A 16,122-nucleotide genomic window follows, 5' to 3' on the forward strand; every position below is an offset into this window, starting at 1 on the left:
TATGGCTAGAGTCTCTCTTTCATGGGCGTTGATTCTTGGTCTTTTAGCCGGTATCGGCCCGATGTGTACCGATCTTTATTTGCCTGCTTTGCCGGAGATGTCTGAGCAACTGGCGGCAACCACGACCATAACGCAATTAACGCTGACCGCATCACTGATCGGTCTTGGCGTCGGACAACTGTTATTTGGCCTTCTGAGCGACAAAATAGGGCGTAAACGTCCGTTAATCTTGTCGTTGTTATTGTTTATTGTTTCCTCCATTTTGTGCGCGACAACTAACAATATTTACTGGTTAGTAGTATGGCGTTTTATTCAGGGGATCGCCGGGGCTGGTGGTTCGGTGCTTTCCCGCTCTATTGCTCGTGACAAATATCAGGGAGTCACGCTGACCCAGTTCTTTGCGCTGTTAATGACGGTGAATGGCCTGGCACCGGTGTTGTCGCCAGTGTTGGGCGGTTACATTGTCAGCGCCTTTGACTGGCGTATTTTATTCTGGGTGATGGCAGGAATTAGCACTGTACTGTTGTTGGGGTGCCTGTTGTTTATCAATGAGACGTTGCCAGAAAATAAAAGGGGCTCATCATTGCTATTAACCGGACGAAGCGTGGTGCAGAACCGCCGTTTTATGCGCTTTTGCCTGATACAAAGTTTTATGCTGGCAGGCTTGTTTGCGTACATCGGCTCTTCGTCGTTCGTGTTGCAGAAAGAATTTGGCTTTAGTCCAATGCAATTTAGCCTGGTGTTTGGCCTTAACGGCATCGGACTTATCATCGCTTCATGGATCTTCTCACGGCTGGCTCAACGGATTAACGCGATGAATTTGTTGAGAGGCGGCCTGGTAGCGGCGATTCTGTGTGCATCGCTCACTGTCTTGTGTGCATGGTTGCAGTTACCCATTCCGGCACTGGTGGCATTATTTTTCACTATCGCATTTTGTAGCGGCATAGGCACTGTTGGTGGGGCAGAGGCTATGAGTGCAGTAGGGACACAAGAATCAGGAACGGCATCTGCGTTGATGGGGATGAGCATGTTTGTCTTCGGCGGTATAGCCGCGCCATTGTCGGGGCTTGGTGGGGAAACGCTGTTAAAAATGAGCCTGGCAATTACGGTGTGTTATACGCTGGCATTGCTGGTTGCTCTCACCAGAATCGGCAATCAGAAGTAATGGCTTAATGAATGCCTCATTCTGACGGGGATTTCCCCTGTCAGAATGAGGCGCCGAACATTAACGATCTTTACGCCACGCATCCGCCGTCAACGCTTCGCCAAAGTGGCCGGAAATAAGCCGTTTGGTGAGTTCGTGCAGCGGCGATGCCAACACATCCGCAGTGCTACCGCGTTCGACAACTTCTCCCTGATGCATGACCAGCACCTGGTCGCTGATGTGCTTCATCATTCCGATATGTTGGGTAACATAAATATAAGAAATACCCTGTTTCTCTTGTAGCTCCAGCATCAGGTTAATTAGCTGCGAACGCATCGACATATCCAGCGAGGCGAGGGCTTCATCGGCAATAATCACTTTTGGGCGCAATATCAGCGCTCGCGCCAGCCCCAGACGCTGTTTTTGCCCGGGTGCCAACATATGCGGGTAGTAACTGACGTGATCCGGCAGCAGACCGACCATACGCATTGTTTCAATTATCTGTTTCCGGCGCTGTTCCGGTTCCAGGTCTGTGTTCAAACGCAGTGGAAAATCAAGGATCTGCGAAATACGTTGACGCGGATTCAACGAGGTGGACGGATCCTGAAATATCATGCGAATACGCTGGCTTCGGAAGGAATAATCGCCAAAATGCAGCGGATGATCGTCAATCAATAACTCGCCGCTGGTTGGCTCAATCATTCCTGCCAGCATCTTTGCCAGCGTCGATTTACCGGAACCGTTCTCACCAATAATCGCCAGTGTCTGGCGTTCACGCAGCGTAAAGCTCAATGGTTTTACCGCTTCTACTGTCTGGCGGCGAAACCAACCGGTCCTGTAGCGGAACGTTTTGCTTAAATTACGCACTTCGAGCAGAGTTTCTATCATCTCACTCTTTCTCCATGTTCAGCGGGAAATGACAGGCATAGAGATGATTTTTCGCCCCCATCAAACGTGGCGTCACAATGCATTCTCGTTGTGCATAAGGGCAACGCGGCCCCAGACGACAACCAATCGGTAATTGTTCCAGCAGCGGGATTGCGCCCGGCAGGGTATTGAGGCGGCTTTTATGCGGCATCGCACTGCCAAAGTCCGGTATTGCACGGATTAGTGCCTGGGTATAAGGATGATGTGGCATTGTCACCAGTTCCTTACTTGGCGCGGTTTCCACTGTCTGGCCACAATAAAGCACGTTGATTTTATCCGCCCATTGGCTAAGCATTTGTAAGTCATGGCTGATAAGCAAAATAGTGGTGTTGCTGTTTTGGTTGAGACGCGTCAACAGGCGGAAAATTTGCGCCTGCGTTGTTGGCTCCATCGAGTTGGTCGGTTCGTCGGCAATCAGCAGACGCGGTTGATTCGCCAGTGCAATGGCTATCATCACTTTCTGACATTCACCTTCGGTCAACTCATAGGGAAAACTGCGCATCGCATCTTTGTGATCTTTAATCCCCACGCGGTGTAGCAACTCAATGGCACGACGTTTTCGCCAGCCAAAACGCTGCCACCAACGGCCTTTATAGGTCCAGGCCGGGATGTTCTGCATCAACTGGCGACCCACACGTTCCGATGGATCAAGACACGATTGCGGTTCCTGAAAGATCATCGACACGTTGTGTCCAACCAGTTTGCGCCGTTCGCGTGCGGAAAGACGCAGCAAATCGATATCATCAAAACGCATTCGGTCAGCGGTAACACGCCAGTTATCTTTATTAACCCCACAAATCGCTTTCGCAATCAAACTTTTGCCGGAGCCGGATTCGCCAACAAGTCCACGGATTTCGCCCTCGTTTAAGGTCATACTCACGCGGTCGACGGCTTTAACCCACTCATCACCGGTTTTAAATTCAATGGTCAGGTTACGAATATCCAGTAATGGCATTATTCCACCCCCGCAATAATCGCACGACGAACGCCATCGCCAAGGAGGTTAACCAACAACACGCTAATCATAATTGCCGCACCAGGCAGCATGACGGTCCACGGGGCGACATAAATAAGTTCCAGCGCATCACCAAGCATCGCCCCCCATTCAGGCGAGGGCAGTTGCGCGCCGAGGTCAAGAAAGCCCAGCGCGGCAATGTCAAGAATTGCCATTGACAGTGCACGGGTGATCTCGGTGACCAGTCCGGCAGTGATGTTAGGTAAAACAGCAAACCAGAGAATATTCAGCGTCGTTGCGCCATCCAGACGGGCGGCGATAACGTACTCTTTTTCCAGTTCGTCATGCACCATGCTGTAAATCGAACGCACCATACGCGGCAGTAGCGCCAGCCAGACGGCAAACATGGCATGTGACAAACTCGGTCCGGCAAATGCCACTACGATAATTGCCAACAGCAGGGACGGAATCGCCAGCAAAGTATCCAGAATATGGTTTAGCACCGCTGACCGCAGACCGTGCGTTGCACCGGCGAAGGTGCCAAGTACCAGACCACAGATCGTCGCGGCGAGCGTCACCACAAATGCGCCCCCCACGGTAGGTGCTGCGCCACTCAATAAACGGCTTAAAACGTCGCGTCCCAGGTCGTCGGTCCCAAGGAAAAACGAGACTTCGCCATAGCGTGACCATGACGGCGGCAACAATTGATAACCAAGAAATTGCTGGTCGATGCCGTAAGGCGCAAACCAGCTACCAAAAATACACAGCACCGCCAGCCCCGCGCAGCCGTACAGGCCGACCATCGCAGCGGCGTCTCCATAGAATTTGCGCCAGGCAGTACGCAGCGTGCCCGGCGGGCGCTTCTCGCTGTATACGCTATCGTAAGGCATACCATTCCTTATGTTTCAGAGGGTTAGCCATGGCACCCAAAATATCAGATATCACGTTAATAATAATGACCAATGAACCGCACACCATCACTCCGGCGGAAATGGCTGCGTAATCCTGCTGGCGGATGGCGTTAATTAACCAGCGCCCTAAACCCGGCCAGCTAAAAACCATTTCGGTGATCATCGCCAGCGTCAGCATGGTGGAAAACTGCAAGCCCAGGCGAGGAATAACCGGAGGTAACGCGTTATGCAGCACGTGGCGACGCAAAATAGTAAAGCGCGACAAACCGCGAGTTGCCGCCGCTTTCACATAGTTTTGGTCATAGACTTCGATGGTGCTGATACGCATCAATCGGATCACTTCAGTTGTTGGCGCAACCGACAGGGTAATCACCGGTAGCACCATATGGCGAAGTGCGCTCATGATCATTTCGTCCCGCCACGGTGAGTCCGAAAGCCAGGCATCAATTAACGCAAAGCCGGTAATCGGTTTCACTTCATAGAGCAGATCGAAACGCCCTGAAACGGGCAGCCAACCTAGCGTGAGTGAACAAAACAGCGTCAACAGAAGCGCCAGCCAGAACACCGGGATGGAAAAGCCCAGCAAGGCGATGGCGTTGATCAAGTTATCCTGCCACTTATGGCGTGTAATCCCGGCAATCATGCCCACCGGGATCCCGACAATCAGCGCAAAACCGAAGGCGAGGATGCACAACTCCATCGTTGCCGGAAAGACTTCTTTTAACTGTTCGGCAATAGGCTGGCCGTTAATGCTGGAAACTCCAAAATCCCAGTGGATCAGTCCATTAAACCAGAACACCCAGGCATTCCATAGTGACGCGCCTTGTAACGGCGCGTGTGGCGTGAAATAGCTCAAACTGAAGCCAACAAAGGTCAGCAGGAATAAGGTGACGATTAATAACAAAATACGACGTAAGGTGAAGATAATCATGGTTTTTTCACCTCTTCTTGCTTCTCGCGATACACCCCCGCAAAGGAGGCGTTACCGAACGGGCTCAGTACCAGACCTTTAATATCGTAACGGTAGGCCTGCAAGCGCAGTGATGAGGCCAGCGGCAGAATGGGCAGTTCCTGCGCCAGAATGCTTTGCGCTTCATCATAAGCTTCAATACGCGCCGCCAATTGCTGCGAGGAGAGGGCATTACGCAACACGCTGTCGAATTTCGGATCGCACCAGTGGGCAAGGTTGGTTTGCGAGTGAATAGCCGCGCAGCTCAGTAACGGACGGAAGAAACTGTCCGGGTCGTTACTGTCCGTCGCCCAACCAGATAACGTCAGATCATGGCTCATATCCATCAACCGCGCCTCCTGAAAACGACCTTCTACCGGCACAATCACCACTTTCACGCCAACCTGCGCCATATCCGCCTGAATCAGTTCGGCGGTTTTCAGCGGACTGGGGTTCCATGCCTGCGATCGTGTCGGTACCCACAGTTTTAGCGTTAAGTTTTCCAGCCCCAACGCTTTCAGTTGTTCGCGCGATTTCGCTGGGTTGTATTCAGTAATTTTAGCCTCGTTGTCATAAGCCCACGAGGCGCGCGGTAAAATAGAGGCCGCAGTTTCAGCCGTACCATAATAGATGGATTGCATCAGGCGCTGGTTATTGATCGCCAGTGCCAGCGCATGCCGGACAGCCGGATTATTTAGCGGTGGTTTAGCGGTATTAAACGCCAGATAGGCGACGTTCATCCCCGGGCGCAGCGTTAAACGCAAACGCGGGTCGTCGCGCAAAATGGATAACTGGCTGGCGGCAGGCCAGGCCAGAACGTCACATTCACCGGTCAGGAGTTTCGACAGACGTCCGGTACCGCCGGAGCCTAAATCCACCACCACCTGCGGCATCAACGGTTTGCCACGCCAGAACTCATCATGACGTTGTAAGCGAATATATTGTCCGGCGCGGTATTCCGACAATTGATACGGCCCGGTACCGACCGGTTGACGGTCGAGTTGTTCCTGGCGATCTTCTTTCTCTAATTTCTGGGCGTATTCGGCAGACATTACCGACGCATAGTGGGTCGCCAGGTGCCATAAGAAGGATGCATCCGGCTGGGCGAGACGGAACTCAACGGTGTGATTATCCAGCTTGCGGACACTTTTAACGTTATCGGCAAATTGCAGACTGTCGAAATAGGGGAAGTTACTGCCGTTGACGTTATGCCACGGGTTATTGCGGTCAAAAATCCGTTGGAAGGTAAACACCACATCATCGGCATTCATTTTGCGAGTGGGAGTAAACCAGGCGGTTTTTTGAAACGGGACATCGCGACGCAGGTGGAAGCGATAGGTCGCGCCGTTGTCGAGCACTTCCCAGCTTTCGGCAAGTTCCGGCATCAGGCGATAGGTATACGGATCGACATCCAGCAGTCGATCATAAAACTGGGCGGCAAGGGTATCGACAATTAACCCACTGCTCGCTTTGGATGGGTTAAAGGTGTTGACTTGCCCGCTAACGCAATAGACAAAACCGCTGTCGCGGATATCAGCATGCGGGGGGGATTCAGGCGCGGCTATTGCCTGACCACTCACAAGTCCAGCAATCACCAAAAGAGACGATAATACCTGGCGCATAATATTAAGGGATTTTATGTAAAGAGGCTATCTTACTAATATTTAATGACATTTGCCATTACCGTTTGTGTTCAGGGGTCGCAATGAGGGCAGTATGGTTGGTTGTTGCACATGTGGCGTTGCCATCTGTTCAACATTCGTACCCGTGATTTCTCTATAACTATAACTCACAGAACTACTTAGCGAGGAACAGCGTGGCGCGATCGTGAGAAACCCAATAAAGCTGGGTTCATGTCATTTTTAGCCGGATGCGGCGTGAACGCTTTATCCGGGTAACGATACTGACCGGGCGTCTGCAATTAAATAATTATTCATTACCCCATTGATTCAAAAACTCTGCGATTTCATCAATGCGCGCGGGATTAATCCCCGCTTCAGCGGCCATGTCGTGCTGGGATTCTTCGCTGATCTCTTCATTGTTCATCAAACGGGTGAGTAGTAACTGGAAGTAGTGGGCCAGCGGTGTGCGTTCTGCGTCTACGACAGGTTCTGCGCATTCAGTCGCGTATTCATCGGCAATATCAAAATATTTTAATGGGATATCGTGGTTCATTGTTTGCCCCTGGAGTTAATGCGCTAAGCATAAGGGCGGATGATAGCACTCGTGATCCGGGTCATACATCTTTTTATAGTTAATGGCGCGGCGCATTGCCCTCAGGCAGGATAATGCGCCGTGCATCCGACTATTACGTTTCGCTCACCGGCGTTCTGTCACCATCATACAACGGCACTTTGCGATAGCGGCGGATCAGATACCACAAATATGCGCCGCCTAACGAAGCCCAGACCAGACCCAGCGTCAGCGAGGTGGCTTCGAGGTTAATCCACAGCACGCCCACCGTCAGCGCGCCAACCAGCGGCATTAATAAATAGTGGAAGTGTTCCTTCCAGCTTTTATTCATTCCTTTGCGCCGCCAGAAGTGGTTGAACACCGACAGGTTAACGAAGGTAAACGCTACCAACGCGCCGAAGTTAATTAACGCTGTAGCGGTAACTAAATCGAAGAACAGCGCCGACATCGCGACAATCCCGACCATGATGACGTTCAGTGCCGGGGTGCGCCATTTCGGGTGTACATAGCCAAACACGCGCTCCGGGAACACATTATCGCGCCCCATCACATACAGCAGACGCGACACGCTGGCATGTGAAGCCAGGCCAGACGCTAACGTGTTCACAAACGTGGTGCAAAGGAAAATCGACTGGAACAGCTTGCCGCCGACGTACAGCGCAATTTCCGGCAGCGCGGCATCCGGATCTTTAAAGCGGCTGATATCGGGGAAGAACAGCTGCATAAAGAACGACGCCGCAATAAAGATAACGCCACCGTAGACCGCCGTCAGGAAGATGGCCTTCGGGATCACGCGTGCGGCGTCTGGCGTCTCTTCCGAAAGCGTGGTCACCGCATCGAAACCGAGGAAGGAAAAGCAAACAATCGTCGCCCCGGTAATAATCGGGATCAGGTGCGCGTTCTCGCTGATAAATGGCTGTAGCGACCAGACGGTGCCAACGCCTTCTCCTTTATGCAGCCCCTGAACCACCAGGAAGATAAACACCACCATGATGGAGATTTGCACCAGCACAAACAGGGTATTGAAGTTAGCCACCAGGTTGACGCTCTTCAGGTTCGCGGCAGTTAAGATGGCGACGAACGTCACCACCCACACCCACGGTGACACTTCCGGGAAGAGGGCGGAGAGATAGATCTTCGCCAACAAGACGTTGATCATCGGCAAAAAGAGGTAATCCAGCAGCGATGACCAGCCGACCATAAAACCGACGTGCGGGTTAATCGACTTTTGCGCGTAGGTATAGGCCGAACCAGCCTCCGGGAACTGGCGAACCAGTTTGCCGTAGCTGATAGCGGTAAACAGCACGCCCGCCAGCGCCAGCAAATAAGATGCCGGAACGTGACCGTCGCTAATACCGGAAACGATGCCAAACGTATCGAACACGGTCATTGGCGTGAGATAGGCCAGACCCATCATCACCACCTGCCACAGCTTCAGCGACTTGCGCAGTTTAGTTTTGCCGGGTTGCGCAGCAATATTCAGTGGTGAATTAATAGCCATAATTGTTGCCTCCCCTGCGTAATAAGGTTTGCGGTCGTGTCGACCTGAAATCAAACCTGTTTAGCAAGGGAAGCGAAGGGGGCGGAGTCCAGTCAGTCGCAGGGAGGGCGCACACGCAGCCTCCCTCGCCATGCGGGGATTTAATCATCGGCATCATCTCATTTCCTCGTCACAGTCTTAATCGTTAACGGAAGCCCGTTGCCGCCTGCGCTCCATAACGCGACATCCGGGAAATGTCTGGATTACCAGCAAATGTCAGGCCTGGCTCCGCTCAGGCCGATGAAACAACCCCGCAAGGGGTACTATGCGTTTTTCAACATCCACTCAATTTCTGTTTCTGTGATGAGGCGCTCAAACTGCAACAACTCATCATTTTTACAGGCGTGATACACATGGCAAAAACGCTCGCCTAAATAGCGGCGCAAATGATCGTTCTCGATAAACTCCCACAGGGCATCGCTCTGGCGAATCGGGAAGGGTAAGCCTTCCTGCTCCAGCCCGTTGCCTTCTACTTCTTCCTGCAACGGCAGTTCGTTATCAAGGCCATGCAAAATACCGGCAAAAATCGCCGCCATCACCAGGTACGGGTTGGCATCGGCACCCGCCACGCGGTATTCCACGCGGTGGTTATGACGATCGCCGCACGGAATACGCAGGGCGACGGTGCGGTTGTTATGGCCCCACGACGCCTGCGTTGGCACATACATGCCTGGCTGGAAGCGGCGATAGGAATTCACGTTCGGCGCCAGCAACGCCATTGATGACGGCATCAGGTCGATCATCCCGGCGAGCATCTTTTTCAGCAGCGGCGAATCTTCGCCTTCTGCGTCAGAAAGCACGTTCTCGCCACGATTATTTTGCATACTGATATGGATATGCATCCCGCTGCCCGCGTGCTCTTCATACGGCTTCGCCATAAAAGTGGCGTGCATCTTATGCTTTTCTGCCATCAGACGCACCAGGCGTTTTAGCGCCAGCGCATCATCGCAGGCTTCCAGCACGTTATCGGTATGGTAAAGGTTGATTTCAAACTGACCCGGCGAGGCTTCGGCGACCGCACCGTCGGCGGGAATTAACTGTAACTGCGCCAGTTCATCAATATCATTGAGCACATCGGCGAAGTGGTTGAGGTTATCAACCGAGTAAACCTGGCTTTGTGTATTGCGGTCATCGGTGCCGGGCGCGCAGGGCGGTTGCAGATACCCTTCAGCGTCGCGCTGGCGATCCAGTAAATAGAACTCCAGCTCTACCGCTACAACCGGGAACAATCCGCGCTGGCGTAGCTGCTGCCACAGGCGGTTAAGTACGTTCCGCGGCTCAACGTCAAAGGGAGCGCCATCTTCATCGACCATGGTCAGGAGTATCTGACCGATAAACTCTGGATCGGCGGCAGAAGGGGTTAAGGTACCGAGTATTGGCACACAAGTACGATCTGGTTCACCCATTTCCTGACCCAGGCCCGCTTCTTCTACTACATTGCCCAGAATATCCATTGCAAACACCGAGGCCGGGAAATAACACCCTTTCTCCAGCTTCTTCAGACTTGAAACAGGAATGCGTTTCCCACGGAAACAACCATTCAAATCGGTAAGTAAAACATCAACATATTGCGTATTCGGGTAGCGCTCCAGGTAGCGTTTCACTTCCTGCGTAAAGGCGCTACCCCGCCTCTCTTCTGACTGCTGAACAAAGTTCTCTACTTCAACGATATTGGTTTCCATGATTCTTCGCCTTTGGTTTGTTTTCCGCTCGTTAGCAAAGCGTAAAATATAATGACCACCATTCGAATCTGTATGCAAACTAAATGTTTGTCAAATGTTAAATTGAGTTTGCAAAAATGAAAACCCACTGCTAGATTGAAAAAATATTGAACATAAAGGTCATTTAAACCGCAGTAATGGCGATAATTTAGTCCACTTTGTGAGATTGAGCATGGAAAATATAATGAACAATCCGGTTATCGGTGTCGTAATGTGCAGGAACAGGCTTAAGGGTCATACGACCCAGACTCTGCAAGAAAAGTACCTGAATGCCATCATCCACGCGGGCGGTTTGCCGATTGCGCTGCCACATGCGCTGGCGGAACCGTCATTACTTGAAGAACTGCTGCCTAAACTCGATGGCATTTATCTTCCAGGTAGCCCCAGCAATGTGCAGCCGCACCTATATGGTGAAAACGGCGATGAGCCTGACGCCGATCCCGGGCGTGATCTTCTGAGCATGGCGTTAATTAATGCCGCACTCGAAAGGCGCATCCCCATTTTCGCCATCTGCCGGGGGTTACAGGAACTGGTGGTAGCAACCGGTGGGTCGTTGCATCGCAAACTGTGCGAACAGCCTGAATTGCTGGAACATCGTGAAGATCCCGAACTGCCTGTGGAGCAGCAATATGCGCCGTCGCACGAAGTTCAGGTTGAAGAGGGGGGATTACTGTCTGCATTGTTACCTGAATGTAGCAACTTTTGGGTAAACTCTCTGCATGGACAAGGGGCGAAGGTCGTTAGCCCGCAGTTGCGTGTTGAAGCTCGCTCGCCGGATGGTCTGGTTGAGGCGGTGAGCGTCATCAATCATCCTTTCGCGCTGGGCGTACAGTGGCACCCGGAATGGAACAGTAGCGAGTACGCGCTTTCGCGTATATTGTTCGAGGGCTTTATCACCGCTTGTCAGAACCATATCGCTGAAAAACAGCGACTCTGACCACTACAGTTAAGGAAATGCAAATATGAGTGATGAGGGACTGGCGCCAGGAAAACGCTTGTCAGAAATCCGCCAGCAGCAGGGGCTTTCACAACGTCGTGCCGCCGAACTCTCCGGGCTGACTCACAGTGCTATCAGTACGATAGAACAAGATAAAGTCAGCCCTGCCATCAGTACGCTGCAAAAGCTGCTGAAGGTGTATGGTCTGTCACTCTCGGAATTCTTTTCCGAGCCGGAAAAACCTGATGAACCGCAGGTCGTCATTAATCAGGACGACTTAATTGAAATGGGCAGTCAGGGTGTGTCGATGAAGCTGGTGCATAACGGTAACCCGAATCGCACGCTGGCGATGATCTTTGAAACGTACCAGCCGGGCACAACCACTGGGGAAAGAATTAAGCATCAGGGTGAGGAAATAGGCACTGTACTGGAAGGTGAAATTGTTCTGACGATTAATGGTCAGGATTATCATCTCGTCGCGGGGCAAAGTTATGCCATTAATACCGGCATCCCGCACAGTTTCAGTAATACGTCGGCAGGCATTTGCCGAATTATCAGCGCCCATACGCCCACCACGTTTTAATCTTTTGGTTTTTGTAGGCCGGGTAAGCGAAGCGCCACCCGGCTTGCTATAAAGGCAATCTATAAAGAATGTCACCGGAAATAAACGGGCTTATCGCCCGGGGATCTCTGCGCCCTGACGTTCACAAACTGCATATATCTGATAGACGTGAAACAGGAGTCATAATGAATTTTCATCATCTGGCTTACTGGCAGGATAAAGCGTTAAGTCTCGCCATTGAAACCCGCTTATTTATTAACGGTGAATATACCGCTGCGGCGGAAAATGAAACCTTTGAAACCGTTGATCCGGTCACCCAGGCACCGCTGGCGAATATTGCGCGTGGTAAAAGCGCCGATATCGACCGCGCAGTGAGTGCGGCACGCAGCGTTTTTGAACGCGGCGACTGGGCGCAGGCCGCCCCGGCAAAACGTAAAGCAGTGTTGAATAAACTCGCCGATTTAATGGAAGCCAACGCCGAAGAACTGGCGTTGCTGGAAACACTCGATACCGGCAAACCGATTCGTCACAGCCTGCGTGATGATATTCCCGGCGCGGCGCGCGCCATTCGCTGGTACGCCGAAGCGATCGACAAAGTGTATGGCGAAGTGGCGACCACCAGTAGCCATGAGCTGGCGATGATCGTGCGTGAACCGGTCGGCGTAATTGCCGCCATTGTGCCGTGGAACTTCCCGCTGTTGCTGACTTGCTGGAAGCTTGGCCCGGCGCTGGCGGCAGGGAACAGCGTGATTCTAAAACCATCTGAAAAATCACCGCTCAGTGCGATTCGTCTCGCGGGCCTGGCGAAAGAAGCAGGTCTGCCGGATGGTGCGTTGAACGTGGTGACTGGTTTTGGTCATGAGGCGGGCCAGGCGCTGTCGCGTCATAACGATATCGATGTTATCGCCTTTACCGGCTCGACCCGTACCGGGAAACAACTGCTGAAAGATGCGGGCGACAGCAACATGAAACGCGTCTGGCTGGAAGCGGGCGGCAAAAGCGCCAACATCGTTTTCGCCGACTGCCCGGATCTGCAAAAAGCGGCGAGCGCGACAGCCGCAGGTATCTTCTACAACCAGGGCCAAGTGTGCATCGCCGGAACGCGTTTGTTGCTGGAAGAGAGCATCGCCGATGAGTTTTTAGCCCTGTTAAAACAGCAGGCGCAAAACTGGCAGCCGGGCCATCCGCTTGATCCCGCAACCACCATGGGCACCTTAATTGACAGCGCTCACGCTGACTCGGTACACACCTTTATCCGTGAAGGCAAAGGGCAACTGCTGCTGGATGGTCGCAACGCCGGGCTGGCTGCGGCCATCGGCCCGACCATCTTTGTGGACGTAGACCCCAATGCGTCCTTAAGCCGCGAAGAGATTTTCGGCCCGGTGCTGGTGGTCACGCGTTTCACATCAGAAGACCAGGCGCTACAGCTTGCCAACGACAGCCAGTACGGCCTCGGTGCGGCGGTATGGACGCGCGATCTCTCACGCGCGCACCGCATGAGCCGTCGCCTGAAAGCCGGTTCCGTCTTCGTCAATAACTACAACGACGGCGATATGACCGTACCGTTTGGCGGCTATAAGCAGAGCGGCAACGGTCGCGACAAATCCCTGCATGCTCTTGAAAAATTCACCGAACTGAAAACCATCTGGATAAGCCTGGAGGCCTGAAATGACCGAACATACCAGCAGTTACTACGCCGCCAGTGCGAATAAATATGCCCCTTTCGAGACGCTGAATGAGTCAATCACCTGTGATGTTTGCGTGGTTGGCGGCGGCTATACCGGGCTTTCCTCCGCGCTGCATCTGGCAGAAGCGGGCTTTGACGTGGTGGTTCTTGAAGCCTCACGCATCGGCTTCGGCGCCAGCGGGCGCAACGGTGGCCAGCTTGTGAACTCCTACAGCCGCGACATCGACGTTATTGAAAAAAGCTACGGCATGGACACCGCCCGTATGCTTGGCAGCATGATGTTTGAGGGCGGCGAGATCATCCGCGAGCGCATCAAACGTTATCAGATTGACTGCGACTACCGCCCCGGCGGCCTGTTTGTGGCGATGAATGAGAAACAGCTCGCGACTCTGGAAGAGCAGAAAGAGAACTGGGAACGCTACGGCAATAAACAGCTGGAGATGCTGGACGCCAACGCTATTCGCCGCGAAGTGGCAAGCGATCGCTATACCGGCGCGCTGCTGGATCACAGCGGTGGGCATATTCACCCCCTGAACCTCGCCATTGGCGAAGCCGACGCTATTCGTCTGAACGGCGGACGTGTGTATGAGCTTTCTGCGGTGACGCAGATCCAGCACACCACGCCAGCGGTGGTGCGCACTGCCAAAGGTCAGGTGACGGCGAAGTATGTGATTGTCGCCGGGAATGCGTACCTGGGCGATAAAGTGGAGCCGGAACTGGCGAAACGCAGCATGCCGTGCGGCACGCAGGTGATCACCACTGAGCGGCTTTCCGATGATTTAGCCCGTTCACTGATCCCGAAAAACTACTGTGTCGAAGACTGTAACTATCTGCTTGATTATTACCGCCTGACCGCCGATAACCGCCTGCTGTACGGCGGCGGCGTGGTCTACGGCGCGCGCGACCCGGATGACGTTGAGCGTCTTGTGGTGCCGAAACTGCTGAAAACCTTCCCACAGCTGAAGGGCGTGAAAATTGATTACCGCTGGACGGGCAACTTCCTGCTGACCCTGTCGCGTATGCCACAGTTTGGACGCCTCGATAAAAACATCTATTACATGCAGGGCTACAGCGGCCACGGCGTTACCTGTACCCATCTTGCCGGGCGTTTGATTGCTGAACTGCTGCGCGGCGACGCCGAACGCTTCGACGCCTTCGCCAATCTGCCGCATTACCCGTTCCCCGGCGGGCGCACGCTGCGCGTGCCGTTTACCGCGATGGGCGCGGCTTATTACAGCCTGCGCGATCGTCTGGGCGTTTAATTTCCGATTAACAGTGAAGAGTCAAAAGGTGTGAAACATGAGCAACAATGAATTCCATCAGCGTCGTCTTTCTGCCACCCCGCGCGGGGTTGGCGTGATGTGTAACTTCTTCGCCCAGTCGGCAGAAAACGCCACGCTGAAGGATGTTGAAGGCAACGAGTACATCGATTTCGCCGCAGGCATTGCGGTGCTGAATACGGGCCATCGTCATCCTGAACTGGTCGCGGCGGTGGAGCAGCAACTGCAACAGTTTACCCACACCGCGTACCAGATTGTGCCATACGAAAGCTACGTCACGCTGGCGGAGAAAATCAACGCCCTTGCGCCGGTCAGTGGTCAGGCTAAAACCGCGTTCTTCACCACCGGTGCGGAAGCGGTGGAAAACGCAGTGAAAATCGCCCGCGCCCATACCGGACGCCCTGGCGTGATTGCGTTTAGCGGCGGCTTCCACGGTCGCACGTATATGACTATGGCGTTAACTGGAAAGGTAGCGCCGTACAAAATCGGCTTCGGCCCGTTCCCCGGTTCGGTGTATCACGTGCCGTATCCGTCAGATTTACAGGGCATTTCGACGCAAGATTCTCTCGCCGCCATCGAGCGACTGTTTAAATCAGACATCGAAGCGAAGCAGGTCGCGGCCATTATTTTCGAACCGGTGCAGGGTGAGGGCGGTTTCAACGTGGCGCCAAAAGAGTTGGTTGCTGCGATTCGCCGCCTGTGCGACGAGCACGGCATCGTGATGATTGCCGATGAAGTGCAAAGCGGTTTTGCGCGTACCGGTAAACTGTTCGCCATGGATCACTACGCTGACAAGCCCGATTTAATGACGATGGCGAAAAGCCTCGCGGGCGGGATGCCGCTTTCGGGCGTGGTCGGTAATGCCAACATTATGGATGCGCCTGCACCGGGTGGGCTTGGCGGCACCTACGCCGGGAACCCGCTAGCGGTGGCTGCCGCGCACGCGGTGCTCAACATTATCGATAAAGAATCACTCTGCAACCGCGCGAATCAACTGGGCCAGCGCCTGATGCAAACGCTGATTGATGCTAAAGAAAGCGTTCCGGCCATCGCGGCAGTACGCGGTCTGGGGTCGATGATTGCGGCTGAGTTTAACGACCCACAAACGGGCGAGCCGTCAGCCGCCATTGCACAGAAAATTCAGCAACGCGCGCTGGCGCAGGGGCTGCTACTGCTGACCTGCGGCGCGTACGGCAACGTGATTCGTTTCCTGTATCCGCTGACCATCCCGGATGCGCAGTTCGATGTGGCAATGAAAATTTTGCAGGATGCACTGAGAGATTAATAGCCCAACGCAATAATGCCTGATGCGCTGC

15 protein-coding genes are annotated in these 16,122 nt (G+C 53.4%); 6 read left to right on the forward strand and 9 right to left on the reverse strand.

The window, feature by feature from the left end; translation table 11 throughout:
• Position 1: 1 nt before the first annotated feature.
• Positions 2 to 1,165: a multidrug effflux MFS transporter gene (locus FEM44_RS21540; RefSeq protein ID WP_135522697.1), complete on the forward strand. Its 1,164-nt coding sequence runs from the start codon at positions 2 to 4 to the stop codon at positions 1,163 to 1,165.
• Between the two features lie 60 nt (positions 1,166 to 1,225).
• Here the strand turns inward: FEM44_RS21540 and sapF are convergent, their stop codons facing one another.
• The 9 genes from sapF to puuA all read right to left on the reverse strand — a co-directional run bounded on the left by sapF (position 1,226) and on the right by puuA (position 10,301).
• Positions 1,226 to 2,032: a peptide ABC transporter ATP-binding protein SapF gene (sapF, locus tag FEM44_RS21545; RefSeq protein WP_000573415.1), complete on the reverse strand. Its 807-nt coding sequence runs from the start codon at positions 2,030 to 2,032 to the stop codon at positions 1,226 to 1,228.
• Between the two features lies 1 nt (position 2,033).
• A complete protein-coding gene (gene sapD / locus FEM44_RS21550) occupies positions 2,034 to 3,026 on the reverse strand; it encodes a peptide ABC transporter ATP-binding protein SapD (RefSeq protein ID WP_135522696.1) in 993 nt (330 codons plus the stop codon).
• Positions 3,026 to 3,916 (reverse strand): peptide ABC transporter permease SapC, encoded by an 891-nt coding sequence (sapC, locus tag FEM44_RS21555; protein WP_135522695.1) that lies wholly within the window; start codon positions 3,914 to 3,916, stop codon positions 3,026 to 3,028. The genes sapD and sapC overlap by 1 nt, the downstream gene beginning before the upstream one ends.
• Positions 3,903 to 4,868: a putrescine export ABC transporter permease SapB gene (sapB, locus tag FEM44_RS21560; RefSeq protein ID WP_064527260.1), complete on the reverse strand. Its 966-nt coding sequence runs from the start codon at positions 4,866 to 4,868 to the stop codon at positions 3,903 to 3,905. The genes sapC and sapB overlap by 14 nt, the downstream gene beginning before the upstream one ends.
• Complete coding sequence (gene sapA / locus FEM44_RS21565) at positions 4,865 to 6,508, reverse strand: ABC transporter substrate-binding protein SapA (RefSeq protein ID WP_130208811.1); 1,644 nt, start codon at positions 6,506 to 6,508, stop codon at positions 4,865 to 4,867. The genes sapB and sapA overlap by 4 nt, the downstream gene beginning before the upstream one ends.
• Before the next feature lie 307 nt (positions 6,509 to 6,815).
• Positions 6,816 to 7,061 carry a YmjA family protein gene (locus FEM44_RS21570; protein ID WP_135522694.1) on the reverse strand — a complete coding sequence of 82 codons (246 nt, stop codon included), beginning with the start codon at positions 7,059 to 7,061 and terminating at the stop codon, positions 6,816 to 6,818.
• A 133-nt stretch (positions 7,062 to 7,194) separates the two neighbouring features.
• Positions 7,195 to 8,580, reverse strand: coding sequence for a putrescine/proton symporter PuuP (puuP, locus tag FEM44_RS21575; protein WP_135522693.1), 1,386 nt, complete (start codon positions 8,578 to 8,580; stop codon positions 7,195 to 7,197).
• Complete coding sequence (locus FEM44_RS21580; RefSeq protein ID WP_135522758.1) at positions 8,570 to 8,734, reverse strand: YmjE family protein; 165 nt, start codon at positions 8,732 to 8,734, stop codon at positions 8,570 to 8,572. Before FEM44_RS21580 ends, puuP begins: the two co-directional genes overlap by 11 nt.
• Positions 8,735 to 8,882: 148 nt before the next feature.
• Entirely contained in the window at positions 8,883 to 10,301 is a 1,419-nt protein-coding gene (gene puuA, locus FEM44_RS21585; RefSeq protein ID WP_130216076.1) for a glutamate-putrescine ligase, read from the reverse strand.
• A gap of 211 nt (positions 10,302 to 10,512) precedes the next feature.
• Between puuA and puuD the strand changes: the two genes are divergently transcribed.
• The 5 genes from puuD (at position 10,513) to puuE (ending at position 16,091) form a co-directional block, all read left to right on the forward strand.
• Positions 10,513 to 11,277 (forward strand): gamma-glutamyl-gamma-aminobutyrate hydrolase, encoded by a 765-nt coding sequence (gene puuD / locus FEM44_RS21590; protein ID WP_064527272.1) that lies wholly within the window; start codon positions 10,513 to 10,515, stop codon positions 11,275 to 11,277.
• A gap of 25 nt (positions 11,278 to 11,302) precedes the next feature.
• Entirely contained in the window at positions 11,303 to 11,860 is a 558-nt protein-coding gene (puuR, locus tag FEM44_RS21595; RefSeq protein WP_001278727.1) for an HTH-type transcriptional regulator PuuR, read from the forward strand.
• 164 nt (positions 11,861 to 12,024) lie between these two features.
• The gene (puuC, locus tag FEM44_RS21600; RefSeq protein WP_135522692.1) at positions 12,025 to 13,506 is read left to right on the forward strand and encodes an aldehyde dehydrogenase PuuC; all 1,482 of its coding nucleotides are present in this window, start codon (positions 12,025 to 12,027) and stop codon (positions 13,504 to 13,506) included.
• A gap of 1 nt (position 13,507) precedes the next feature.
• Positions 13,508 to 14,788 carry a gamma-glutamylputrescine oxidase gene (gene puuB / locus FEM44_RS21605; protein ID WP_135522691.1) on the forward strand — a complete coding sequence of 427 codons (1,281 nt, stop codon included), beginning with the start codon at positions 13,508 to 13,510 and terminating at the stop codon, positions 14,786 to 14,788.
• A 37-nt stretch (positions 14,789 to 14,825) separates the two neighbouring features.
• On the forward strand, positions 14,826 to 16,091 hold the full coding sequence (gene puuE / locus FEM44_RS21610; protein WP_135522690.1) for a 4-aminobutyrate transaminase: 1,266 nt from the start codon (positions 14,826 to 14,828) through the stop codon (positions 16,089 to 16,091).
• Positions 16,092 to 16,122: the final 31 nt, after the last annotated feature.

Origin of the sequence: Escherichia sp. E4742, assembly GCF_005843885.1 — a bacterium.
Lineage (GTDB): Bacteria > Pseudomonadota > Gammaproteobacteria > Enterobacterales > Enterobacteriaceae > Escherichia.